This is a genomic window from Acinetobacter sp. RUH 2624 (assembly GCF_000162375.2).
Lineage (GTDB): Bacteria > Pseudomonadota > Gammaproteobacteria > Pseudomonadales > Moraxellaceae > Acinetobacter > Acinetobacter nosocomialis.
Genome location: NZ_KI391939.1, coordinates 2,295,297 through 2,319,350, shown reverse-complemented (window position 1 = coordinate 2,319,350; position 24,054 = coordinate 2,295,297). Strand labels below are relative to the sequence as shown.

The window sequence follows — 24,054 nt, the reverse complement described above, 5'->3', positions numbered from 1 at the left end:
ATCTACCCCTTATGCATTTGAAGCTGCTTTCTGTTCTGCTTGAGGTTTACCTGATTGAGCCGGTTTCGCAGCACTTGGAGCTGCACCTTGAGGATTTGCTGGTTGAGCTTGATAAGGTTTTGCTGTTACTTGTTGCCCTTCTTTGACTTTGGCAACGCCATCAACAATGACTTTATCGCCAGCTTTTAAGCCGTTAGTCACAATCCAGTTTTGTCCTTGAACACCTGAGGTTTCAATTGGACGACTCTCAACAGCCCCTTTGGCATTAACAAGCATTGCTACAGCTTGACCTGTAGGTAAACGTGTAACCGCAGCTTGAGGAATCAGATAAGCATTTGGAACAACACCCTGAACAATTTGTGCAGTGGTATACATACCCGGAAGCAATAAATGATTCGGGTTAGAGAATACGGCACGTAAAGTAATTGTTCCTGTATCTTGGTTTACAGAAGCGTCAGAGAAAGCAAGTTGGCCTTCGATCGGGTAGGTAGAACCATCTTCAAGCTTTAATTTTACTTTCGTATTGTTACTGTTGTTCAAACTGCCTTTACTTAATTGTTGACGTAAACGTAACAACTCAGCGCTAGACTGATTAATATCAACATAAATTGGATCTAACTGTTGAATCGTCACTAACGCATTAGTCTGATTTGCAGTAACTAAAGCACCAGCCGTTACTGATGAACGTCCAGATTGTCCAGAAATAGGAGAGCGAATTGTAGAATAACCAAGATCTACATTTGCATTTGTTACTTGAGCCTTAGCTGCTGCAACTTGTGCTTCTGCAACATTAACTTGACCAAGTAAGTCATCATATTCCTGTTTAGACACAGCATTACTAGAAACAAGTTGTTTATAACGATTTAACTTGGTACGTAGTGAAGCTAGATTTGCCTGTTGTTGTAGGAGTGATGCTTTTGCATTTTCTAACGTTGCACGGTTCGTTCTAGAGTCGAGCTCATAGAGTGCCTGACCTTCACGAACATAACTTCCTTCAGCAAATAAGCGCTTTAAAATCACGCCACTTGTTTGAGGACGAACTTCAGAAATTTGATATGCTGAAGTACGGCCTGAAAGCTCAACGCTTTGTTCAACACTTTGTGGTTGAGCAACAATAACACCTACTTCTGCAGGCGGCATTTTCTGAGCAGCAGCAGCTTGCTGTTTCTCATCGGAGCCTTTGCTACAACCAACAAGTGCGATACTTGTTGCTAATGCGCAAGCAGTAAGGGCTGGTGCCCAAAGCTTAGCCGACATCATTGTTCCACCTCGTTTAGATAAAATCTAAAAATATATTTGTTTTCTACTTAACCTACTTTGTGTTTGTAATAACCAGAGCCAAAGCAGTGCAATCCAAATAAAACCAATGCCCCAACCAGCGAGTACATCTGTTGGGAAATGAACTCCTGCATATATTCTTGAAAGCCCCTACACACAAACCAAAGACAGGAGATCAAAACAATATAAGGAGAGTTAATGTTGTGCTTACGGCATAACATAATCATTGCCAGACAAGCTAGTGTTGATGCATAAACACTATGTGCACTTGGGAACGATGCACCATAACTTTCAACAATATGATATGCCTCAGGAGGTCTAGGCCGGTTAACACACCATTTGAGCAGCCAACCAATGGTGATACTGCCAAAAACTCCCAAGCTAATGAAAATAACAGTAATATATTTTTTATACCATGCTAAATATACACATATTAGAAAGGATAAAAAACATACAAAAGGCATGCCGCCTATGCGTGCAAGAAAGGTGGTTATAGTATTAAGATAATCTAAACGATGGTGACTCAATGTTTGAACGGTGAGCAAGTCCAAAGATTGAAGACTTGGCACAAATAGACCAAGAATACCTAATCCTAAAAAAACGCAACCAATACAAAGCAATAGATAGGGCATATACACACCTTTGCTTATTCATGTAGTTTTCTACTACTGAACGCCGTTGAAAGTGTACTTGCCAGTACACTTTTTTTCAAGCCTGATAGATCATCGTAAATTCATTTTGAAATTTTTTTAACATTTGGAAAAACAATCACAACAAAATTGACGGATATCACATTTTGTGTACAAAGCAAAACAGTTAGTGTTCTGCTTTTTTTCCACTATTGGCTTGGGCATTTTCTTCTAATTCTAAAGGCTGTTTTGGAGGCCAGAAGAAGTCGCTCGGACGTGTAAGAAAATGGGTCATGACCAGTTTAGCCAAAGGTTTCCATTGTTCAAAGCGTACTCGGCGTGCGCGTAGAGCCACAATAATCGTTAAAGTGAAACTCACAAATAAGTTCGTGAGACCGATACAGAGTACGCCTAAAAACGAAACAATAATCAAGCCAATATCTGGACTACCGTTTATAGTCATTAAACCTTGAATAAAGTTTGCTGATGCAAAGGCAATATGTCGGATATCTAGAGGTAAACCTAAAATAAAACCTATTGTTCCCATACTTCCTAGCATGACACCAAATAGAAAGTTACCCGCAAGTGCACCTAAATTACGTTCAATATATTCTGCAAAACGATTAAGACGTTCTTGTCCAAATAAATTGCGTAGTCGGCGATGAGCTTTTAAACGCGGTCCTACTTTTCGGTAAACTGCCATGTTATCGAAGTAACCAGCAATCAGGCCTGATAAAAACAAGCAGACTCCTGCAATTGCTGCATGAGGAACAGCTAACGACGTAAAAGGATTTAAGCTATGTAATAAATAGGTTGCTTTGGTATGGGTTAATAAGGGCTCATCAAGATAGAACTGCCAAGCAAAGGTAATGAGTGCAGCGGTAGGAATCGCAATCGAGATATTACCCAAAATAGCAATAAACTGAGTTCGAATAATATTGATAATAAGCGCTGCTAATTCTGCAATTTGTGCAGTTTTAGAACCTTTACGTTGCTGTACAGTTGCAGCGAGTGCAGCAGCGGTCATTGCTGGCTGTTTTGTTGCAACTGTAAAGTGCAATACGTGAATTAGAATAAAGCCAAGAGAATAGTTCATACTGAACGTAAAGGCTTGCATGAGTGGCGCCATCGTCATTCGTGCAGCAAGAATCTTTAATGTTGCCATACAGGCGATAATGACACCTGCACCGGCAGCGGCTTTATACATTCCCCAAAAGCCTTTAGTATCTGTACTTACATAGTGCTCACCGGTACGGCTCGCATTTTCTGTGACTTGAAAGGCAATAAGCTCACTAGTCGTGCTAAGTAAAGAACGGACGCTTTTTTCACTATAATGAGCTTTAGTTAAGTCCGAAATTAAGTTTCCTAAAGAAACGTAACGTCCTTCGCTGTTATCAACAACCAAATAGAGCAATAATTCAATTCGGTCTAAACATTGTTCAAGTAAGGACAATAGATATGTCAAACTTAAACTAACACCAATTCTTTTTGTTGCTCGACGTATCTTTAAAACGACATCCCGACATTGTTCCAACATTACAAATGCTTGAGATGCATCTGGAGGTACAGTTACCACAGTGTCATCTTGAGAAATATCTTGTTTTTTATATTTTTCGATAAACTCAATAATTTCACGATTCTGTACTAAAAACGGCGATTCATATTCAGTTAGCTCAGGCTGAGCATTAATAAATTCAGGATAAAGCCCAATACCACTAATACGATAAGATAGAACCGTAATAGCCTTGATCATTTCTCGCTGAATGGCATGTTTTTCTTCAACATTACTATTACTTTGCCCAATTAGACCGAATAAGGTTGCCCAATCCTTGTCATCAACATTGTTTAACCAGACTGAATCACTTTCTAAATAGAAAATTTTTCCAATTAAAATTTTGAGTTGGCTTGCATCTTCAATAAGCGGTAGAAAATGGCCGCCAAGTCTTTGCCCAAGCTGGTTCCAGAAACCATCTAAAGACAAAATACCGCTATCTGCATATAAGCTCACTTGCTTATATTGATTAATTAAACGTAATAAAAAGGTTTGTAAAAGGGCAGGAGCGGTAGGAGTAAGTAATAAGCTGTCAATAAATGCTTGTATTTTTTGCTCTATCTCATCCGTATCATGAGGATCGGATGGCCGTAAGGCATTGACTAAGTCAATGAGGATATTTTCGTCGATAACAGCTTGAGGGTTTTCAAGCTGTTTCTGGATTTTTAAAAAATGATCTGAAAAATTTATATGCATAGGCAAAATAATATCTACTGTATTCGATGTAATGCAAGCCGAGTGAGGTTAATCAATGCTTGGCGATAAGGTGTATCAGACAAGATTGATAAGGCTTGCAGTGCTGCTTCTGTTTCTTCTTGGGCACGGCGCTGGCAATAATCTAAAGCACCAGACTTTTGCACAATTTCAATTACTCTGGTTAATTGGTCAACCCCACCTGTCGCAATACTACGACGAATAATGGCGTGTTCTTCACCAGTTGAATGTGCTAATGCTGAAATTAACGGTAAAGTCGGTTTACCTTCCATTAAATCATCACCAATATTTTTACCTAATGTTTCAGCATCTGAAGTGTAGTCTAAAATATCGTCAATAATTTGGAATGCATTTCCGAAATGACCTGCAAATAATCTTAAAGGTTCACGATAAGCTTCTTGTCCCGCCAAAATGGCAGCACCTTCAGTTGCAAGTTCAAATAAACGAGAAGTTTTCCCGTGAATAATTTTTAAATATGTTTCTTCGGTTGTATCTGGTTGATGCTGAGATTGAAGCTGTAATACCTCACCTTCAGCGATTTCACATGTACCTGTTGAGAAGTCTTTTAATAAGGTCATGTTGTTTAAATCAACCAATAAGTCAAAAGCACGGGCAATAAGGAAGTCACCCACTAACACGGCAGTTTGGTTGTTCCAAGTTGCGTTGGCAGTAGGACGACCACGGCGAAGCCCCGATTCATCGACCACATCATCATGCACTAAAGTTGCGGTATGAAGCATTTCAATAATGGCAGCCAAACGCTGTGCATGTTGCATATTGTCGAGGCCACAAGCGCGTGCTGCAAGTAAGCACATGATTGGACGCATACGTTTGCCGCCAGCTTCAACGACATGTTTACTCACTGACATGACCAAGCCGACTTTTGAGCTAATTCCTTCATTAATCAAGTGATCCATCGCAGCAAAGTCTGTAGCAACAGGAGCGAGAATGTCTTGCTTAAAATCGATGACCATATGAAGAAAAACCCCGTATTGGTGATAAGTGGCGTTAGTGTATCAATTAAAAGTGCATTAAACAGGGAAACAAGCAATTGATATGAATCATTTGTATGTTCATGAAGAGTTCTTTGTTCTTTATTTCGGCAAAACGGTGTGTTTCCGACAAAACAATAAATTTTAATAACGTCAACATGAATACAGCTTGTTCTTGTTGCAAGTTGTGTTTGGAACTGTATTTTAAATTTCATTCAGAATCAATGAAAAGTACTAAATTCGAATTTAAGCTGTTTTTATTATGTAAGAATAGCGGTCTCTATTGCCCAGATAAAGATAAAGCACTTGTCGTTTGATCAAATTTCACTTAAAATCTGTCGCCTTGTATAACCCCAGTGGCGTTCGTTTTAAGATCGATATATCCCTTTATCGGCACGACGACACGGGCTGATTGGAGTACGTTATGTACGCAGTAATCCAAAGCGGTGGTAAACAGCACCGTGTAGTTGAGGGTGAAACCCTTAAAGTTGAATTATTGAAGGCTGAATCTGGCGCAACTATTACATTTGATGATGTATTAATGGTTGTAAACGGTGACAACATTCAAATCGGTGCTCCAGTTGTAGCTGGCGCTAAAGTAACTGCAGAAGTGATTGGTCATGGTCGTCACGACAAAATCCGCATCATCAAAATGCGTCGTCGTAAACACTACCGTAAGCAACAAGGTCACCGTCAATGGTTCACTGAGTTGAAAATTACTGGTATTTCAGGCTAATCACGAGGAGTAAGAGACATGGCAACTAAAAAAGCCGGTGGATCGACGAAGAACGGTCGTGATTCAAACCCAAAAATGTTAGGTGTTAAAGTTTACGGTGGTCAAACTGTAACTGCTGGTAACATCATCGTTCGTCAACGTGGTACAGAATTCCACGCTGGTGCAAATGTTGGTATGGGCCGTGACCATACTTTATTTGCTACTGCTGACGGCGTAGTAAAATTCGAAGTGAAAGGTCAATTTGGCCGTCGCTACGTAAAAGTTGAAACTGTTTAAGTTTTAGCTTAAGAAAAAGCCCACATTTTGTGGGCTTTTTTTATGGAATTTCATTAATTTTATCTTCATCATGATGAATGAAATTCTACAAACTATATGAACAACATAACAAAATATCTTATTTTCTCAATGATTAGCACAGAGTTTGTCGGTTAATATGAGTCTTGAATGAAGAGCTTGTTTGGCTGAGTTAAATTAAAAGCGAACAAGTTATCTTACAGCAACTAAAAAGGTGATGACATGAATATGCTTCGTAAAACCATGTGTGCTATTACACTCAGCGCCTCAGTGCTTGCTCCTGTAATGAGTACTACAGCGTTTGCTGCACCAGTAGCAGCACCGGAGCAACAGGCAATTGGGAACCTGGTAAATCAGTTATCAGGATTACAGCGTTTAACTGCTGATTTTGAACAAACAACCAAAGCAAATACAAAAGCTGTAGCACAGAAAAAAGGTCTAGGTGCTCAGCATATGAACCAGACATTTAAAGGTTCAATGAAAGTTGAACGTCCGGGGAAATTTTATTGGGAAACTGTGAGTCCGTCTAAACAAACTATTGTGACAAGTGGTAAAACAGTATGGATTTATGACCCTGATTTACAGCAAGCTGTACGTCAAAGCTTAGATTCGCAAGTAGCCGATACTCCAGCTTTATTGCTCTCTGGTAATACTAGTCAAATCATGAAGTCTTACCGAGTGACTCAGCCAGATAAATCTAAATTATATTTCACTTTATTCCCGAAAAAAGAAGATGGAGCTTTCCAAAGCTTAACTATTAGTTTTGGTGCCAACAAAGCACCTACGTTAATGGTATTACAAGATTCTTTAGGTCAAACCACTTACGTGAAATTTAATAATGTAAAAGTGAATGCCTCAATTCCAGCTTCAACTTTTAATTTTACACCACCAAAAGGCACAGATATTATTGATCAATAATTATTGTGCTTCGTTAAGAAAGCCACCTAAAAGGGTGGCTTTCTTTTTATATATCAATCCTAGATACATTTTTTAACCCCGTCTTATTCCTACGCTTTGTATAGTGATAAAACAGATTACACGGGGATTAACATGCGACTTTACGATAAGAAAATTATTTTCATTCTTCCTATGGTGGCTGCCATGGCGGCAGTAAGTGGTTGTCAGCCAAAATCTGCAGCTAAAGATGAGCAACCTGCATCTAGTGCTTCAGTAAAAGAACAAAAACAAGCAGAAGTTCCAGTGATTCAGGCAAAAGTAATTCCAGTCAAATTACCAAAATCTAAAGTTTGTCTTGAAGATGGCTGTACTGAATATGATTTTCAGACAGTACAAACCAATCAAAAATGGATTAATGATTATTTTACGAACCGTATAAAAAAAGCAGACCCGAATGCTTTTGCAAACTTGGCTGATAAACCTGTCGAGGTACCAGAAGGGGAGCCGAGCTCAAGTCAAAGTGCAATTTATGTCCGTTATTTGGGACAAAATTATAATCTTGCAACCTTTGCCTTACAGACATACTCATACTCTGCGGGTGCAGCACATGGCATGTCTCATCAAGAATTTGTAAATTTTGATTTATTAAATAAAAAACACATTACTGTTGCGGAACTCCTTAAGCCAGATGTTGAAAAGCAACTCGTTGATGCACTTTTTGATGCGAATACGAACTGGCTTCAAGACCACAATATTAGCCGTGAAAAACTGCAACTAAGTGATAATTACTATTATGGTGCCAATGGGATTGTTTTTGTCTATCCTGTCTATGAGTTAGCTTCTTATGCAGAAGGAATGACTGAATTAATACTGCCATATTCTGAGGCAGCTAAGTTCATTAAACCTGAGTATTTACCGAGTGTGCCAAACTACAACATGTAAAATATGAGGTCTCTTCTTAGAATTGTGTGAAAGCTATTCGATATGAAGATGATCACTATATTTTTTAGTGTTAAGGGCTTACACTATAGCCAGTTTTTTACCCATATTATGATTAATTATGATCGACCCTAAGTTACTCAGAAATAATATTGAAGTCGTTAATGCAGCTTTGGCAAAACGTGGTGTTCAGTTAGACGTTCAAGAATGGGCGTCTTTAGAGACTCGCCGTAAAGACTTGCAATCAAAAACTGAAAAGTTACAGGCAGAGCGAAATGCCGGTGCTAAACAAGTGGGTCAGATTAAAAAATCCGGTGGCGATGCTTCTAAAATCATGGCACGCATGCAGGCGATTGGTGATGAGATTAAAGCAGCTGAAGTTGCTTTATCAGAACTACAAAACGAGATTGAGCAAAAAGCACTTAGCATTCCAAACTTACCGGATGAATCTGTGCCAGCTGGTAAGGATGAGAGTGATAACGTTGAAATCTCAAAATGGGGTACACCTCGTCAGTTCGATTTTGAAATCAAAGATCATACTGATTTAGGCGAGTGGATGGGTGGACTAGAGTTTGAGACTGCGACCAAACTCACTGGTTCACGTTTCAGCGTATTGAAGGGGCCTTTAGCGCGTCTACAACGTGCTTTAACTCAGTTTATGCTTGATACCCATACTCTAAAGAATGGCTATACTGAAGCATACGTGCCTTATTTGGTTAATGCTGACTCACTTCGTGGGACAGGACAATTACCAAAATTTGAAGAAGATTTATTTAAACTTCAAGGTGAAAAAGAATACTACCTTATTCCTACAGCTGAAGTTCCAGTCACTAACTTTGTTCGTGATGAAATTATTGACGCAGACCGTTTACCATTAAAATATGCAGCGCATACACCATGTTTCCGTAGTGAAGCTGGTTCTTATGGCCGTGATACACGTGGTTTAATCCGTCAGCACCAATTTGATAAAGTTGAAATGGTGCAAATCGTTAAACCAGAAACGTCTATGCAGGCCCTTGAAGAACTTACTGCACATGCTGAGGGCATTTTGCAGGCACTTGGTTTGCCATACCGCAAAATTTTGCTCTGTGGTGGTGATATGGGCTTTGGTGCGATGAAAACTTACGATTTAGAAGTATGGGTTCCAAGCCAAAATACATATCGTGAGATTTCAAGCTGCTCTAATATGGGTGATTTCCAAGCGCGTCGTATGAAAGCACGCTTCCGTATGGATCAGAAGAAGACTGAATTAGTGCATACGCTAAATGGTTCAGGTCTTGCAGTAGGACGTACTTTGCTTGCAGTAATGGAAAATTACCAACGTGAAGACGGCTCAATCGAGATTCCAGAAGTATTACGCCCATATATGGGTGGTGCAACTTTTATTGACTAAACTTTGCATCTAAATTGTGCACGTTTTTTGCTTAAACATAATCAGATGATTGATGTAGAGGTTTAAGGTGGATATTTTTCCAATCTCTTTGAAGTTGCAGCAGCAACGTTGTCTGATTGTGGGCGGAGGGCATATTGCTTTACGCAAGGCAACCTTATTAGCTAAGGCGGGGGCAATAATAGATATTGTTGCTCCTGAAATTGAAGAGCAGCTTCTGCAATTAGTAACAGCAACAAGCGGTCAGCATTTTGCTGAAGTTTTCTCTGAGAAGTTTTTAAGTACACCCTATCGTTTAGTCATTGCTGCGACTAACGATCCGCAAGTCAATAAAACAGTCTTTGAGCAATGTGAAGTACGTAATTTACTTGTAAACAGTGTTGACGATATTCCACATTGCCGCTTTATGGTTCCTGCGATTATTGACCGTTCACCTTTAGTGATTTCGGTTGCTTCAAATGGGACGTCTCCTGTTTTATCTCGTCAAATCCGTACACAGTTAGAGACATCCATTCCGCATGGAATGGGGAAGTTAGCGGAATTTTCTGGAAAATGGCGAAATCAGGTTAAAGAAAAAATTTCTAATCCTGATGAACGCCGTATTTTTTGGGAAAACTTGTATGCAAGTCCCTTAAAAGAGCAGGTTTTTAACGATAATCGTGATGTTGCAGATAGCATGCTTGAACAAGCATTGCTGGAGTGGAAAGCACCTAAAGGTGAAGTTTATTTGGTGGGTGCAGGTCCAGGTGATCCTGAACTGCTTACCTTAAAAGCTTTGCGTTTAATGCAACAAGCTGATGTAGTTATTTATGATCGTTTGGTATCTCAACCCATTTTAGAATTATGCCGTCGAGACTCGACAAAAATATATGTTGGTAAAGCTCGCTCAAATCATTCTGTTCCTCAAGACGGGATCAATGCTTTACTCGTTGAATATGCTCAACAAGGAAAGCGTGTTTGTCGTTTAAAAGGCGGTGATCCGTTTATTTTTGGGCGTGGTGGCGAAGAGATCCAAGAATTGTTCCAAGCTGGTGTACCATTTCAGGTGGTTCCGGGCATTACGGCAGCGTCAGGCTGTTCAGCTTATGCTGGTATTCCGCTCACTCATCGTGACTATGCTCAGAGTGTACGTTTTCTAACTGGTCATTTAAAAGAAGGTTCTCCTGAGCTTCCTTGGAATGAGCTGGTATATGAGAACCAGACTTTAGTTCTTTATATGGGCTTAGTGGGCTTGGAACGTATTTGTGAGCAACTGATTGCACACGGACAGCGTCCAGATATGCCAGTCGCATTAATTTCAAAGGGTACAACCCCTGAACAAAAGGTTGTGGTGGGGTCACTTGCTGATATTGCATCTAAAGTGACAGAACATCAAATTCATGCGCCGACTCTCACAATTATTGGTGAGGTCGTACGTTTGCGCGAACAGTTACAGTGGAATTAGTAGGCCAATTACTATCTACAAAAGAGATGTAACTATTGCCTAAGCTAACCAACAAGTAATTTAAGTGAGTAATTAAGTGATTCATGTTGTTCTATACGAGCCTGAAATCCCTGCAAACACAGGGAATATTATTCGACTATGCGCGAATACAGGGGCTCAATTGCATTTGGTTAAGCCTTTAGGTTTTGAGCTTGATGATAAAAAGCTTAAACGTGCGGGGCTTGATTATCATGAATGGGCAAGAATGCAGATTTGGGACAATATTGAAGCATGCCTCGCAGACTTAAAGTCAAAAGGTGTTGAGCATGTCTTTCCTCTAACGACGAAGGGTTCTGCAACTCCGCATACAGTTGATTTGAATCGACCTGTGGCTTTACTGATGGGGCCAGAAACACGCGGCTTGCCTGAGCATGTTCGCTTGATGTTCCCTCAAGAGCAGTGGATTCGGTTACCCATGGCTGAAAACTCTAGAAGTTTGAATTTGTCTAATGCAACTGCAGTGATTGTTTACGAAGCATGGCGTCAGCAAGGTTTTAAAAATTTAGGTTAGTTTCCTAAATACAAAAAATGAGGCCCTAGGTGGCCTTATTTTTTTGATCTAATTTTAATTTAAGCTTGTTCTAGTATTTTTTCGTCATACATGATTTGTGCTGCTAAAACTTGTTCGATGTTTGTTTCAGCCCATTCTTTTAACTGGAATGCCATTGAAGCGACATTTTGGCCTAAGGGTGTAAGTGAATAGTCAACACGAATAGGTGAAGTGTCTTGAATCTTTCGTTCGATAAAGCCATCTCTTTCTAGCATTTTTAACTTTTGTGACAAGACTTTAGGTGAAATACCTTGAATGTTCTTTTTGAGTAAATTGAAATGCTGAGTTTCTTCCTCAAGAATATTTAAGATGAGTAAAACCCACTTATCTGCAATTTTTTCAAAAAATAAACGAGCAGGGCAATGTTGTTGAAAAATATTATATTTTAGACATTCACTCATACCATTTACCTACTTATTTCTAAAAAAATATACTAGTTACCATATGGTAACTAATTGACACCTAGTTTCTAAAATATATCATAAAACAGAATTTAATAAAACACAGGTTCCTCCCATGTCTAATTCTAATATTGCGGTTGTATATTTCTCTGGTTATGGCCACACGAAAGTAGTTGCTGAAACTTTTGCTAATGAAATTAATGCTCAACTTATCCAGATTGATCAGGAAGGTAATATTACTGAGCAAGATTGGGAAACATTAAACAATGCAAAAGGTATTGTTTTCGGTGCTCCGACTTACATGGGTACAGCACCATGGCAGTTTAAAAAATTTGCTGATGCAACTTCAAAAGTTTGGTTTACACGTGGTTGGGAAGATAAAGTATTTGCAGGCTTTACCAACAGTGCAAGTCTAAATGGTGATAAGCAAGTTACGCTTATCCAATTACAAACTTTAGCATCACAACACGGTGGTATTTGGGTGAGCTTGGGTCTGTTACCAGCAAATACTAAAAATGCAAAACGTGAAGATGTTAATAACCTAGGTGGTTCGGTAGGTTTGCTTGTTCAGTCGCCATCAGACGCAAGTGTAGATGAGATTCCAACAGGGGATTTGGAAACAGCAAAACTTTATGCAAAACGCGTACAAGGTATTGTAAATAAAATATTTGGATAATAAGTCCATAAAAAAGGCGCTTTAAGCGCCTTTTTTATTATTCATGCTCGTTGTGTTGAGGAGCATTGTATTTAAAGCCTTTGGTTTTGTAAGCAAGATAACCTACACCAACCACTGCCCAAGCCAAGCCGATTTGTAAAGCAAGCTTGTCGATCTCCAACCACATTAGGAACACGCTGGCAAAGCCAAGCGTTGGTACGATAATGTAATTAATAATATCTTTAATAGATTTGTTTTTACCATCTCTAAGCGCATAACGCGAAATTACAGAGAAGTTCACAAAACTAAAAGCAGTTAAGGCCCCGAAACTAATTAAGTTAACAATATGTTCAAGGTCTAAAAAGCCAGCAGACAATGCAACTACACCAACGATAAGAATGTTGTAAGTTGGTGTATGTAGTCTTGGGCTAATATGACCAAATAACTTTTTATTGATAACCCCATCACGACCCATTACATACATTAAGCGAGATACACCAGCATGTGCTGAAATACCCGATGCCATAACTGCAACTACAGCAAAATATAAAACTAACGTTTTAAAGGCAATACTGCCAATTGCTGCAACCATCACAGGTTGTGATTCATCTAATGGCTTAAAATAAGTATTTGGGTTACTTGGAAAATATAACTGGATAAAGTAAGTACTTATAATAAAGATGACACCAGCAAGTAATGCTGTTGAGAAAATCGCTTTTGGCAGCGTTCTTTCAGCATCCTTTGTTTCTTCGGCAAGTGAAGATAAAGCATCAAAACCTGTAAAAGAAAAACACAGTACTGTTGCACCACCAATCAAAGCACTAATAGAAGTCATATCATTCCAAAAAGGAGTGAGTGACCATAGCTCTGATTTATCTGGATTCAGCGTGCCATCAGCATATACCCCTTGAGTAAGCAAGGTATATACTTGATAAACAAAGTAAAAGATAACACCAAGTTGAATAACTACAATTGTACTGTTAAAACGAGCAACGAAACGTGCGCCGAATAAGTTAATCACAGTCATTAATGCAGTTAAGCCAATAACCCATAACCAATTATTTACTTCCGGAAACAATGCTCTTAAATAAATATCGGCCAAAATGATATTGACGAGTGGTGAAAGTAAATAGTCTAGCCAAGATGACCAACCCACCATAAAACCAACATTAGGGTGAATTGACTTTTGGGCGTAGGTATATGCCGATCCTGAAGAAGGATAGCGTTTGATCATGTGTCCATAACTGATCGACGTCAATAAAATTGCAACTAAGGCAAAAATATAAGAAGTAGGTACATGACCACCACTTCGTTCTGATACTAAACCAAAAGTATCAAATAAAGTTAATGGCTGAATATAAGCTAAACCAATAATAATAATGTGCCATAGCACAAGATTCTTTTGAAGTTTAGCTGTTGGTTTAGTCCCAGATAAGTTTGTCAACGGCGTTATCCTCATAATCGTTGATCAAGGATCAGCTTGGTGTTAAGGATCGTTTGAGACGAACGATCCCCCCTACATAAAAGATAAAGTGCGCCAATCTATCCTAAATTGATGCAAATTGTCAGTACTTTCGTGGAATTTTTAGCAAATTTTTTGCCATATTTCCAAATAAAATGATGAATAAAAATTCATAGATATAAAAAAGGTCTGATTTATTATAAAAATCAGACCTTTAAGTTTTTACTTGAGCTAGCTAAAACTTAAATTACCAAGCTTTTTGTAAGATCTCACGTATATCTTTTAAGCTTGCTTCTTTAGGGTTAAAAATAATAGAGCCATCATTTAGTGCTTTTTCTGCAACTTCATCAAGCTGTGCTTCAGTAACCTTGCCAGTTTCGCGCAAAGTACGTGGTAATTTAGTTAAACTAAATAAGCGATCACGCATTGCTAAAATTGTTGCAATTGCTCTATCTGCTCGTTGATTGGCAGGAGTCTGGGCATAGATGTCAGCACCTGCAAGTGGTAATAGTAACTCACTAATTTTCTGCCCATTAACTTGTTTGTTATATTCAAGCACATAAGGTAGGAATAAATTCATACATAGGCCATGAGGGAGGTGAGCAACTGCACCTAAAGCATGACCTAACGAATGTACAAGTCCTACCATTGAGTTAGAAAAAGCAATACCAGCCATAGTCGATGCTTGTGCTAGCTCTAAACGCCCTTGTGAGTCATTTGGGTTTTCCAAGACATTGAATAGATTTTCACTAATCTTTTTGATACCTGCACTTGCATAGGCATCACTGAGTGGATTTGCTGCCAAGCATGTATAGGCCTCAACACAATGGGTTAACGCATCCATACCTGTCATTGCTGTTAGGTGGGGAGGTAAAGTTAATGTCATGCGCGGATCTAAAATAGCTGCGTGTGGCATGAGATACGCAGAAGTAAATGCTAATTTGACATTTCTTTGTGTATCCGAAACTACGGCCACCATAGTTACTTCCGAACCTGTACCTGATGTAGTTGGAATAACAAAAAATGGTTTTAGGGGTTTTGGTAAGTTATGTGCGCCTGAATATTGAAGAAGGTCATCTCCACCTTCTGAAACTAAAATATTAGTTGCTTTAGAGGTATCAATAACAGAGCCTCCACCCACAGCAATAATCGCGTCACATTTATTGGTGCGATAAGCTTCTGCTGCAAGGCGAACGACTTCAAGACTTGAATCAGGTGGAACATCGTCAAAGATATAAGCGATAACAGCATCAGTTGTGCTAAATGCAGCTTCAATAGGATTTAATAAGCCATTTGCACGTACACCTTTATCGGTAATGATAAGAGGACGTTTTGCACCCAAGGTCGCGAGTTCAAACGGAATATGTTCTAATGCAGCATTACCGGCAATAACTTTTACAGGACAAAAGAATTCGTAATATGGTTTAGCCATGTTATGCGCTCCGCTTGAAGTAAGACTTAGCTACTTTTAAATAAATATTTGCAGCTTCGTTGAATTTTTCTTTTAGGGTAAGTTCGGTTGGATATTGCTTGACTGCTAATGAGGCAACCAATTTAGGTAAGATAAGAATTTCCAACTTATTTAAGCAGCGAACAAAACGGATTCCTGCGGATACATCTCCATCGGCAATCATTCGATCATTTGCATATGCTTGCGCTGTATTTTCCTGAAAAGTAAAAACCAAAAAAGCATGGCTTACATGCTTAAATGTAATGGTTAAATCAGGTTTTTTTTCCGCTCTTTTTAGCAGCTCTAATTGTTTATCTTCTGTCACTCGGGCAAAAAATGCTGGTCCATTTGGGAAGACATTCATTGAAAGTACAAAGTGAACAGGAAATTTGGACACTTCCTCTTGTATTTCACTATCTACTTGACTCGCCATGACTAAGCCACGACCAACAACATCCATCATGAGCTTAACATAGGCAAGTTGCAGAGTGGGCTTTACAGCTTTTGTCGAAATCACTTGCTATCCCTTCTTAAAATTATGCAAAAGCAAATTTAGAGTAATTACTCTAATCTATTTTTATTCCATCTCAAAATCATTTATTCAATTTTGACTTCAGGGTCATTAAAGAACCCAGAGGCCTTAATATACTCAATAAAGTCCTGACAAAGTTGCTCAAATGATGGATATGGAGTCACTAAATCTTGTATGCGAACCATTTCTAAACCTGCATAACCACAAGGGTTAATAGTTTGAAAACCAGTTAGAGCACAGTCCAAGTTTAGGGCTAAACCGTGATAACTACGACCACGACGAATTTTGAAACCTAAGGAACCAATTTTTCTATCATTTACATATACGCCTGGAGCATCAGGTTTTGCATATGCTTCAATATTATATTTCTTTAAAACATCAATCATAAATTGTTCAGCAAAACTAACCAATGTACGTACATTCCACTTTAGCCGATTAAGATCAAACATAAAGTAAGCAACCAGTTGGCCTGGTCCATGCCATGTCACTTGCCCACCACGGTCAGTTTGAACGACAGGAATATTCGATGGAATTAGAATATGCTCTGGTTTTCCAGCCTGTCCTTGAGTAAGGACTTCGTGATGCTGGAGCAACCACAGCTCGTCTGCTGTGTTTTCATCACGTTGATTGGTCAGGTTCTTCATCAATTCGAATTTGCTTTGATAATCTTGTAAATCGTTCCACTGACGAATAATCAAAGTGGGTTTATCAAGGCTCATTAAACATTTTCCTGTGCGATGTACTAAACAGAAGGGCAGTCTCACAATATTAAGTTATGAGAATATGCTCTTGATGAGTTTAAAGTATTTTGCTTAAACGATTCTAAATATTTGTGATTATTTATAATAAGGTTGTTATAAATAAAAATGCCATGACATTAAAGTTGTCATGGCATCTTAAAATTAAAGTGCAGTTCTTATTTGCGGACAAGCAGCCAAGTCTGCATACAAAGCATGAACTTGTTCCAATTCATCAAAGCGTAATTGTGCGGTTAATGAATGGTATTTGCCTGTACGAGATTCTTGTACTTTTAACGTTGATTGGTCAAAGTCAGGAAAATGTTTTACTAGAATATCAACTACAGCTATACGTAATTCTTCACCCGCATCGCCAATGAGTTTAATTGGATAGTCCATTGGAAATACCCAAAGGTCTTCACGGAGTTCGCGAGATGGAGTGCGGTCTAACATAAGTAACCTCATCATGTGAAACGCCTGCATCATCGCAGGCGTTTGTAGCTCTTTCTATTAAATTGGGACTAGTGTCGAAATTTCAAGATTTCAAAACTTAGTCATTCTCTAAGAAAGAACGCAAGTGTTCAGAACGAGAAGGGTGACGTAATTTACGTAATGCTTTCGCCTCGATTTGACGAATACGTTCACGTGTTACATCAAACTGTTTACCCACTTCTTCTAAAGTATGATCGGTTGGCATATCGATACCAAAACGCATTTTTAATACTTTAGCTTCACGTTCAGTTAAATTTTCTAGAACTTCACGAGTCGCTTCTTTTAAGCCTTCTGAAGTCGCAGCATCAATTGGAGAAGTGATGTTCTGGTCTTCAATAAAGTCCCCAAGATGCGAATCTTCATCATCACCGATTGGAGTTTCCATTGAAATTGGTTCTTTAGCAATTTTAAGAACCTTACGAACTTTGACCTCATCCATTTCTAAACGTTCACCTAACTCTTCTGGAGTAGGTTCACGGCCCATTTCTTGTAACAATTGACGAGAGACACGGTTAATCTTGTTAATCGTTTCAATCATATGTACAGGAATACGAATTGTACGTGCTTGGTCTGCAATAGAACGGGTAATTGCCTGACGAATCCACCAAGTTGCATAAGTCGAGAATTTATAACCACGACGGTATTCAAACTTATCTACGGCTTTCATCAAACCAATGTTCCCTTCTTGAATCAAGTCAAGGAACTGTAAACCACGGTTGGTGTATTTTTTCGCAATCGAAATTACCAAACGAAGGTTAGCTTCTACCATTTCTTTTTTCGCACGACGTGCTTTGGCTTCACCAATCGCCATACGTTTAGAAATATCTTTAATTTCAGCAACGCTTAAATTAAGTTCTTTCTCAATATCTGCAATTTTTTGCTGGAATGCTAAGACATCTGGACGAACTTTTTCTAAATGAACCTTGATTTCTGCAGGAGCTTTAGCAATTTGTTCATCTAACCAAGCTGGATTAGATTCGTGTTTAGGGAAAGATGTACGGAATTGAGTACGATCCATACGGCCACGACGCACTGCATAACGCATAATTTCACGTTCGTTGGCACGGATTTGCTCGTGAGTTCCGCGAATCATTTCTGAAATGATGTCAAATAAACGTGGAGTAAATTTAAACATCATGAATACGGTTGCTAAAGACTCAAGAGCTTCATTTGCTTCAGGGCTATTACGGCCATGTTTTTCAATCACAGCTTTAGTTTGAGCCCATGCAGCTTCTAATTCAGCAAAACGAACTTTTGCAACTTCAGGGTCTGGGCCTGAATCACCTTCAGAGTCGTCATCACCTTCAGACTCTTCTTCTTCATCGTCATCATCAAGCTTAACTTCTTTCGTTGACTTTGTAGATGATTCGTCTTCTTCCTCAAGCTCTTCAACTTCTTCTAAAACTTCAGGAATATCTTCATCAGTTTCAGGGTCTAAATAACCAGATAAAATATCGGCAAGACGGCGTTCGCCAGTTAAAAAATCATTATATTCTTTTAATACAACCTCAACAGCATTTGGCCAGTAAGCGATTGAGTTTAGGACATCACGAATCCCTTCTTCAATGCGTTTAGCAATGCTGATTTCACCTTCACGGGTTAATAGTTCTACTGTACCCATTTCACGCATGTACATACGTACAGGGTCTGTCGTACGTCCAGGCTCATTTTCAACAGATGCAAGTACGGCAGCAGCTTCTTCTTCAGCAACTTCATCAGTTGCGTCAGCTGACTCGCCGAACATGGTATCGTCAGATTCAGGTGCACGCTCGTGTACAGGAATACCAACGTCTTGAAGCATCTGGATGATGTCTTCAATCTGTTCGCTTTCAGTAATCGAGTCCGGCAGATGATCGTTAACCTCAGCGTAAGTTAAGTAACCTTGTTCTTTGCCTCGGCTAATCAGAGCCGCTACTTGAGAAGTAGGGGAATGCATATCGCTCATCTTTGCTTACTCTTTGTTGAATCTGTGGCAGTGAAAAACCGTGCATGATAGCACAATTTGCTTGAAATGTTTCGGCTTTGATCGGTGACCGTTAAATAAAAAATATCTTTGAATTCACGACTATTTTTTGAATATTGGGCTAAAATCATTTTTTTCAAGTTTAAATCATAGAAAAATTTGTAGAAATCTTCGATTATCAAAAGACTGTGCTGTTTTATAAATACACAATTTTTTGGGCGAAAAAAAGTACAAATGAGCAATTAAATGAAAAAAATATAAATAAAACTTGACAAGGAAAAGTAAGACAGATAAATAGCGGCTAGACCCATTCACATTTTTTCATTATGAGGTAGTTTTAGTGTCTTCTACAGATTTTGAACTAGATGATAACTACGGCGATGATGATGATGTCGGTTTTGATGAGTCATCAGGCAAAATCAGTGCAAAAGAATCGTTGGAAAAACGTAGATTAATTGATGATCTATTGGCACAGCGCCGTTTAGAGCGTGAGTTAAAAGATTTCGATTATGATTTAGACGATGATGATCTTGATGATGAAGACTAATCAAAACTAAATAGGGCATCGTCGGCTTAAGTGCTATGCTATCGTCAATTTCTTTTTAAAGTCAGGTAACACAATGAGTGCATTAGATTTAGACCAGTTAAGTGAATATCTAGATGGAGACCACAATGAGTATGGTCTAGACTTTGCTGCAACTCATGGTTTTTTGTGTGCAATTGCAGTAGGCCCTCAGTTTGACCGCTGGTTAGATGAATTATTCGAAGGTAACCAGAAAAAGGTTCCGGCAGAAATTATTCAGCAAATCAAGGTTTGGCTAGAGTCGATTCGTCAAGATTTAGCAAATGAAAATGGGATTGAATTTCCATTTGAAGTTGAAGAAGCTGATGTTGAATCAAGCCTAGGCGATTGGAGTGTAGGGTTTGTTGATGCAATGTTCTTAAATGAAGAGGCATGGTTTGCTCCTGAGTATGAAGAACAATTGGTTGATTTGACTTTACCGATCATGGTTTTTAGTGGAATTGATGAAGAAGATCCACAAATGGAGTCTTTCCGTCGCAATGGACAGTTAATGGATGAACTGGCAGAAGAAATTCCAGATAATTTGAATGAATTATATTTGATGTACCATACTCCAAATTAATTTATTAGAAGAAATAATAAATAACGTCCTTTCTAGGGCGTTTTTTATTATTAGCACTTATTTAGAAGAAACAAAAAAGCATTTAGAAAACTAAATGCCTTTTGTAGTTACTTTTTAATTTTATAGGCGTTTACGCTTAGCAGCAGCAATTTGTGACTGGCGCATACGGAAACCAGCTTTTTGTTTCTCTGTTGTTTTATCGATGCAATATACGCAAGAAACACCATGTTCATAGCTTGGTAGCGCTGATTCTTCAGGAGTTAAAGGCCAGCCACAAGCATGACATTTAATGTTTGCGCCTTCTTCGACACCATGAGTTACCGCAGTACGTCCGTCAAATACGAAACATTCACCTTCCCAAAGACTTTCATCAGCTGGTGTTTCTTCTAAATATTTGAGAATACCGCCTTTTAGGTGATAAACCTCTTTAAATCCTTTTTGAAGAAGTAAAGAAGTTGATTTTTCACAACGAATACCACCAGTACAGAACATCGCAATTTTTTTGTCTTTATGCTGTTCTAATTCTTTTTTAACGTACTCAGGAAATTCGCGGAATGTTTCTGTTTTAGGGTCAATTGCACCTTTGAAAGTACCGGCTTTGTATTCATAGTCATTACGTGTGTCGATTAAGATGACATCATCGCGTGCAATAAGCTCATTCCATTCTTTAGGATCAAGATAGTGACCAACTAAATCACGAGGTTTTACTTCTACGCCTAAAGTCACAATTTCTTTTTTAAGCTTAATTTTCATTTTACGGAAAGGTTTGTCAGAACTATGGGATTCTTTATATTCCATAGCATTGAAGCCTTCATTTAATAAAAATTGATGAATTGTATCAATTGCCTCACGGTCTCCTGCAACCGTACCATTAATTCCTTCACCTGCTACAATCAGAGTTCCGCAAAGGTTAATTGTTTTCACTAAGTCTAAAAGACGTTGTTGAAGATCGGCCGGATCTTGAACTTCTTTAAATTGATATAGTGCTGCAACAACCCAACCCGCGGTCGCTTGCTGTTCTACAGGTGCAAGCTGTTCTACAGTAGCGTTCATGGAATACTCCAAATGTATTAAGATAGAAATTTAAGGCGCGTATTTTAGCGCGAAAATTTGTAATAAGCGAGAAAACCATAAAAAGTATATGGTTTATTTAAGGAGTTTGTTTTGAGTAATGATCATCGAACGCTCTCTCTCACCCCATGTGCAGGGCGTTGTTCAACAGTTTTTGGTGATCAAGTATGTCGTGGTTGTCGCCGTTTTAACCATGAAGTAATTCAATGGAATACTTATACAGTAGAGCAGCGTTTAGCTGTCTGGAAGCGCTTAGATGATCAATTAGACCAAATTTTGGTGCCTATGTTGCCACAGGCAAATATCCAGCATGTGGAAGGGTTTATATTAAGTAAGCGTGTTCGGTTAATGGAAGGGGCGAGTAAAGGGCGTAAACTCTACCATGCCTTAAAAATATGTGAAAAGAATAAGCATTTAGCTCCTGAGAGTGGTTTAGGGATTTCAGAAGCACAAGTTAAAGACATATGGACTGAGTTTGAAAGGCGTATTTTAGCTTTAGCTAAAGCAAGTTATGAGTTGGCTTGGTTAAGAGCGGATGGTATTAGTCATCACTTGTTAAATATGTTTGAAGAAGAGTAACTTTTAAAAAAACTTATTTATAAAAAAAGCTGCCATAAGGCAGCTTTTTTACATTAATGTTCTTTCGAATATTAACGCTTGATGTCACGTTGCACTTCACCAGTGTAAAGTTGACGTGGACGACCAATTTTGTAAGGACCGCTGTGCATTTCTAACCAGTGGCTGATCCAACCAACTGTACGTGCAAGAGCGAAGATAACAGTAAACATTTCTGTTGGGATACCAATCGCTTTAAGGATGATACCAGAGTAGAAGTCTACGTTAGGGTAAAGTTTACGTTCAACAAAGTACGGGTCGTTCAATGCAATACGTTCAAGTTCCATAGCAAGCGCTAATTGAGGATCGTTGATACCTAATGCTTCAAGAACTTCGTCACAAGTTTGCTTCATTACTTTAGCACGTGGGTCGAAGTTTTTGTAAACGCGGTGACCGAAGCCCATAAGTTTAACTTCTTTGCGTTTAACTTTTTCCATGAACTCAGCAACATTTTCAACGCTACCGATTTCATCAAGCATTTTAAGAACTGCTTCGTTCGCGCCACCGTGTGCAGGTCCCCAAAGAGCAGAGATACCAGCAGAGATACACGCATATGGATTCGCACCAGTAGAACCGGCAAGACGAACTGTAGACGTAGAAGCGTTTTGTTCGTGGTCAGCATGAAGCGTGAAAATACGATCCATTGCGCGCGCAAGAACAGGGTTTACTTTGTAGTCACGGTCTGCAGGAGTTGCAAACATCATGTGTAAGAAGTTTTCCGCGTAATTTAAGTCGTTACGTGGATAGATGAATGGCTGACCTACAGTATATTTGTAGCTCCAAGCAGCAAGCGTTGGAATTTTAGCAATCAAACGAATCGCAGTAATTTCGCGGTGGTTGATGTCTTCAATGTCAAGGTTGTTGTGATAGAACGCAGATAATGCGCCAACTACACCAACCATGATTGCCATAGGGTGTGCGTCACGACGGAAACCATTGAAGAAACGGCTAACTTGATCGTGAACCATAGTGTGAGCACGAACTTTCGCATCGAACTCAACTTTTTGTTCAGCAGTTGGTAACTCACCATTTAATAATAAATAACAAGTTTCAAGGTAGTCTGCTTGAGTCGCTAACTGGTCAATCGGGTAACCGCGGTGTAATAAAATACCTTTGTCACCATCGATAAATGTGATTTTAGACTCGCATGAAGCTGTCGCCATAAAACCAGGATCAAAAGTAAAGTGACCTGAGGCCAATACATCTTTAACGTCGATTACATCGGGACCTAATGTGCCACTGTAAATTGGTAATTCAATTTCTTTGCCATCAAGATGTAATACGGCTTTTTTGCCAGTTGCTTCAGACATTCAATAGATCTCCTGTCCTGGTGAATGATTATCTGACTCGAAATCCTAATTTTCTCATGTGCGAATCAGACGGTGTCAAAATTTGCTATAAGATTAGTGAGTACTGAAATTTTGTCAATTATACTTATGGATAAAAAATGACGTTCCCACAGAGAGTTAGTCATCAAGACCCGAGCAAAAAAGTCAGTAAAATCACTGCATCGGGATGGTATCATAAGTCAATTCAAGAAGAACGTGCAGAAAAAAAATGAAGCGTGAGTACAATTGTAAGCAAATTTTTAAATTAGAATTAAGAATTAGACATGGTTATAAAATGCCAATCCGCTTAAAAAAATCATAAAACTCAGTCTGTAATTTTAAATTGCGATTCAAAAATTGCCTAATTATCACTATTTGATAATTCTAAAAGTTGTACTTTTTTTAAGTTTAATTGTTTAAAAAATAGCTTGTTGAACATCCTTAAAAATTTAAAACTCTTTTTTTGTAAAAATACTACTCACTGTTAAGAGTCAAGTAGCTCTTTATTACATTTAAGGTAAATGATGATATTGGATATTTTTAAAATAAAAATGATTAAAATTAGTATGTAACGGTAAATTTGGTTTATGATTTTGATTAGGCTTGATGAATTATTAACTTTATCTTTAGTCTAAAACTCACTTATTTTAGATAAAGCAGTAGAAAAGATATTTTTTATAAAAGATGTTGTTAAACAAGCATATGTTTTGTTTAGTCTTAAATTTTGGATAGGGAAGACTACTGTTTGG

At 38.6% G+C, this 24,054-nt stretch carries 23 protein-coding genes and 2 pseudogenes; 11 read left to right on the top strand and 14 right to left on the bottom strand.

The genetic code is table 11. From position 1 onward, the window contains the following. Positions 1-9: 9 nt before the first annotated feature. The 5 genes and pseudogenes from adeI to HMPREF0014_RS25570 all read right to left on the bottom strand — a co-directional run bounded on the left by adeI (position 10) and on the right by HMPREF0014_RS25570 (position 5,493). Positions 10-1,260, bottom strand: a complete 1,251-nt coding sequence (adeI, locus tag HMPREF0014_RS17445) for a multidrug efflux RND transporter periplasmic adaptor subunit AdeI (RefSeq protein WP_004885468.1) — start codon at positions 1,258-1,260, stop codon at positions 10-12. A gap of 24 nt (positions 1,261-1,284) precedes the next feature. Beyond that, positions 1,285-1,910: pseudogene (locus HMPREF0014_RS17440) on the bottom strand (phosphatase PAP2 family protein). Between the two features lie 184 nt (positions 1,911-2,094). After that, positions 2,095-4,155 carry a site-specific recombinase gene (locus HMPREF0014_RS17435; RefSeq protein WP_004885469.1) on the bottom strand — a complete coding sequence of 687 codons (2,061 nt, stop codon included), beginning with the start codon at positions 4,153-4,155 and terminating at the stop codon, positions 2,095-2,097. A 14-nt stretch (positions 4,156-4,169) separates the two neighbouring features. Beyond that, the gene (gene sdsA, locus HMPREF0014_RS17430; protein ID WP_004885471.1) at positions 4,170-5,147 is read right to left on the bottom strand and encodes an All-trans-nonaprenyl-diphosphate synthase; all 978 of its coding nucleotides are present in this window, start codon (positions 5,145-5,147) and stop codon (positions 4,170-4,172) included. A gap of 46 nt (positions 5,148-5,193) precedes the next feature. Continuing rightward, positions 5,194-5,493 (bottom strand): annotated as a pseudogene (locus tag HMPREF0014_RS25570) (hypothetical protein). 96 nt (positions 5,494-5,589) lie between these two features. Here HMPREF0014_RS25570 and rplU point away from each other — a divergent pair. From rplU to HMPREF0014_RS17395, 7 genes are all read left to right on the top strand, one after another. Continuing rightward, on the top strand, positions 5,590-5,901 hold the full coding sequence (gene rplU, locus HMPREF0014_RS17425; RefSeq protein ID WP_000271409.1) for a 50S ribosomal protein L21: 312 nt from the start codon (positions 5,590-5,592) through the stop codon (positions 5,899-5,901). Between the two features lie 18 nt (positions 5,902-5,919). Then, entirely contained in the window at positions 5,920-6,177 is a 258-nt protein-coding gene (rpmA, locus tag HMPREF0014_RS17420; protein ID WP_000201632.1) for a 50S ribosomal protein L27, read from the top strand. Between the two features lie 240 nt (positions 6,178-6,417). Continuing rightward, on the top strand, positions 6,418-7,113 hold the full coding sequence (lolA, locus tag HMPREF0014_RS17415; protein ID WP_002051355.1) for an outer membrane lipoprotein chaperone LolA: 696 nt from the start codon (positions 6,418-6,420) through the stop codon (positions 7,111-7,113). 132 nt (positions 7,114-7,245) lie between these two features. After that, a complete protein-coding gene (locus HMPREF0014_RS17410) occupies positions 7,246-8,034 on the top strand; it encodes an RsiV family protein (RefSeq protein WP_004885474.1) in 789 nt (262 codons plus the stop codon). A 118-nt stretch (positions 8,035-8,152) separates the two neighbouring features. Beyond that, positions 8,153-9,424, top strand: coding sequence for a serine--tRNA ligase (gene serS, locus HMPREF0014_RS17405; RefSeq protein ID WP_006580400.1), 1,272 nt, complete (start codon positions 8,153-8,155; stop codon positions 9,422-9,424). A 67-nt stretch (positions 9,425-9,491) separates the two neighbouring features. After that, positions 9,492-10,865, top strand: a complete 1,374-nt coding sequence (gene cysG / locus HMPREF0014_RS17400) for a siroheme synthase CysG (RefSeq protein WP_004885476.1) — start codon at positions 9,492-9,494, stop codon at positions 10,863-10,865. Between the two features lie 76 nt (positions 10,866-10,941). Continuing rightward, on the top strand, positions 10,942-11,415 hold the full coding sequence (locus HMPREF0014_RS17395) for a tRNA (cytidine(34)-2'-O)-methyltransferase (RefSeq protein ID WP_002051239.1): 474 nt from the start codon (positions 10,942-10,944) through the stop codon (positions 11,413-11,415). Positions 11,416-11,474: 59 nt separating this feature from the next. On the opposite strand, the gene HMPREF0014_RS17390 is transcribed toward HMPREF0014_RS17395, so the two are convergent. Beyond that, a complete protein-coding gene (locus HMPREF0014_RS17390) occupies positions 11,475-11,855 on the bottom strand; it encodes a helix-turn-helix domain-containing protein (RefSeq protein ID WP_002051473.1) in 381 nt (126 codons plus the stop codon). Between the two features lie 115 nt (positions 11,856-11,970). Here HMPREF0014_RS17390 and HMPREF0014_RS17385 point away from each other — a divergent pair, with 115 nt between their 5' ends. Beyond that, positions 11,971-12,531 (top strand): flavodoxin family protein, encoded by a 561-nt coding sequence (locus tag HMPREF0014_RS17385; RefSeq protein ID WP_002051305.1) that lies wholly within the window; start codon positions 11,971-11,973, stop codon positions 12,529-12,531. Positions 12,532-12,568: 37 nt separating this feature from the next. On the opposite strand, the gene HMPREF0014_RS17380 is transcribed toward HMPREF0014_RS17385, so the two are convergent. From HMPREF0014_RS17380 to rpoD, 6 genes are all read right to left on the bottom strand, one after another. After that, on the bottom strand, positions 12,569-13,954 hold the full coding sequence (locus tag HMPREF0014_RS17380) for an APC family permease (RefSeq protein ID WP_009501482.1): 1,386 nt from the start codon (positions 13,952-13,954) through the stop codon (positions 12,569-12,571). 265 nt (positions 13,955-14,219) lie between these two features. Beyond that, a complete protein-coding gene (locus tag HMPREF0014_RS17375; RefSeq protein ID WP_004712246.1) occupies positions 14,220-15,404 on the bottom strand; it encodes an iron-containing alcohol dehydrogenase in 1,185 nt (394 codons plus the stop codon). 1 nt (position 15,405) lies between these two features. Continuing rightward, positions 15,406-15,939: a hypothetical protein gene (locus tag HMPREF0014_RS17370; protein WP_006580401.1), complete on the bottom strand. Its 534-nt coding sequence runs from the start codon at positions 15,937-15,939 to the stop codon at positions 15,406-15,408. Positions 15,940-16,019: 80 nt separating this feature from the next. Beyond that, complete coding sequence (gene lipB, locus HMPREF0014_RS17365; protein WP_006580402.1) at positions 16,020-16,673, bottom strand: lipoyl(octanoyl) transferase LipB; 654 nt, start codon at positions 16,671-16,673, stop codon at positions 16,020-16,022. Between the two features lie 183 nt (positions 16,674-16,856). Beyond that, positions 16,857-17,144 (bottom strand): DUF493 domain-containing protein, encoded by a 288-nt coding sequence (locus HMPREF0014_RS17360; protein WP_002051390.1) that lies wholly within the window; start codon positions 17,142-17,144, stop codon positions 16,857-16,859. 97 nt (positions 17,145-17,241) lie between these two features. Then, positions 17,242-19,128: an RNA polymerase sigma factor RpoD gene (gene rpoD, locus HMPREF0014_RS17355; protein ID WP_004885483.1), complete on the bottom strand. Its 1,887-nt coding sequence runs from the start codon at positions 19,126-19,128 to the stop codon at positions 17,242-17,244. A 358-nt stretch (positions 19,129-19,486) separates the two neighbouring features. Here rpoD and HMPREF0014_RS17350 point away from each other — a divergent pair, with 358 nt between their 5' ends. After that, on the top strand, positions 19,487-19,693 hold the full coding sequence (locus HMPREF0014_RS17350) for a hypothetical protein (RefSeq protein WP_000099358.1): 207 nt from the start codon (positions 19,487-19,489) through the stop codon (positions 19,691-19,693). 73 nt (positions 19,694-19,766) lie between these two features. Next, the gene (locus tag HMPREF0014_RS17345; RefSeq protein ID WP_001274941.1) at positions 19,767-20,291 is read left to right on the top strand and encodes a YecA family protein; all 525 of its coding nucleotides are present in this window, start codon (positions 19,767-19,769) and stop codon (positions 20,289-20,291) included. A gap of 120 nt (positions 20,292-20,411) precedes the next feature. Here HMPREF0014_RS17345 and HMPREF0014_RS17340 read toward each other — a convergent pair whose 3' ends face one another. Next, complete coding sequence (locus HMPREF0014_RS17340) at positions 20,412-21,344, bottom strand: rhodanese-related sulfurtransferase (protein WP_006581826.1); 933 nt, start codon at positions 21,342-21,344, stop codon at positions 20,412-20,414. Between the two features lie 111 nt (positions 21,345-21,455). Here HMPREF0014_RS17340 and HMPREF0014_RS17335 point away from each other — a divergent pair, with 111 nt between their 5' ends. Then, a complete protein-coding gene (locus HMPREF0014_RS17335) occupies positions 21,456-21,941 on the top strand; it encodes a DUF1289 domain-containing protein (RefSeq protein WP_004885487.1) in 486 nt (161 codons plus the stop codon). 71 nt (positions 21,942-22,012) lie between these two features. On the opposite strand, the gene gltA is transcribed toward HMPREF0014_RS17335, so the two are convergent. Continuing rightward, a complete protein-coding gene (gene gltA, locus HMPREF0014_RS17330; RefSeq protein WP_001287579.1) occupies positions 22,013-23,287 on the bottom strand; it encodes a citrate synthase in 1,275 nt (424 codons plus the stop codon). Positions 23,288-24,054 lie beyond the last annotated feature (767 nt).

What these genes read in the sequence shown, in the direction of transcription:
- adeI (WP_004885468.1), bottom strand. Translation starts at nt 1,260, where the DNA reads ATGATGTCGGCTAAGCTTTGGGCACCAGCCCTTACTGCTTGCGCATTA.
- HMPREF0014_RS17435 (WP_004885469.1), bottom strand. Translation starts at nt 4,155, where the DNA reads ATGCATATAAATTTTTCAGATCATTTTTTAAAAATCCAGAAACAGCTT.
- sdsA (WP_004885471.1), bottom strand. Translation starts at nt 5,147, where the DNA reads ATGGTCATCGATTTTAAGCAAGACATTCTCGCTCCTGTTGCTACAGAC.
- rplU (WP_000271409.1), top strand. Translation starts at nt 5,590, where the DNA reads ATGTACGCAGTAATCCAAAGCGGTGGTAAACAGCACCGTGTAGTTGAG.
- rpmA (WP_000201632.1), top strand. Translation starts at nt 5,920, where the DNA reads ATGGCAACTAAAAAAGCCGGTGGATCGACGAAGAACGGTCGTGATTCA.
- lolA (WP_002051355.1), top strand. Translation starts at nt 6,418, where the DNA reads ATGAATATGCTTCGTAAAACCATGTGTGCTATTACACTCAGCGCCTCA.
- HMPREF0014_RS17410 (WP_004885474.1), top strand. Translation starts at nt 7,246, where the DNA reads ATGCGACTTTACGATAAGAAAATTATTTTCATTCTTCCTATGGTGGCT.
- serS (WP_006580400.1), top strand. Translation starts at nt 8,153, where the DNA reads ATGATCGACCCTAAGTTACTCAGAAATAATATTGAAGTCGTTAATGCA.
- HMPREF0014_RS17390 (WP_002051473.1), bottom strand. Translation starts at nt 11,855, where the DNA reads ATGAGTGAATGTCTAAAATATAATATTTTTCAACAACATTGCCCTGCT.
- HMPREF0014_RS17385 (WP_002051305.1), top strand. Translation starts at nt 11,971, where the DNA reads ATGTCTAATTCTAATATTGCGGTTGTATATTTCTCTGGTTATGGCCAC.
- HMPREF0014_RS17375 (WP_004712246.1), bottom strand. Translation starts at nt 15,404, where the DNA reads ATGGCTAAACCATATTACGAATTCTTTTGTCCTGTAAAAGTTATTGCC.
- lipB (WP_006580402.1), bottom strand. Translation starts at nt 16,673, where the DNA reads ATGAGCCTTGATAAACCCACTTTGATTATTCGTCAGTGGAACGATTTA.
- HMPREF0014_RS17360 (WP_002051390.1), bottom strand. Translation starts at nt 17,144, where the DNA reads ATGTTAGACCGCACTCCATCTCGCGAACTCCGTGAAGACCTTTGGGTA.
- rpoD (WP_004885483.1), bottom strand. Translation starts at nt 19,128, where the DNA reads ATGAGCGATATGCATTCCCCTACTTCTCAAGTAGCGGCTCTGATTAGC.
- HMPREF0014_RS17345 (WP_001274941.1), top strand. Translation starts at nt 19,767, where the DNA reads ATGAGTGCATTAGATTTAGACCAGTTAAGTGAATATCTAGATGGAGAC.
- HMPREF0014_RS17340 (WP_006581826.1), bottom strand. Translation starts at nt 21,344, where the DNA reads ATGAACGCTACTGTAGAACAGCTTGCACCTGTAGAACAGCAAGCGACC.
- gltA (WP_001287579.1), bottom strand. Translation starts at nt 23,287, where the DNA reads ATGTCTGAAGCAACTGGCAAAAAAGCCGTATTACATCTTGATGGCAAA.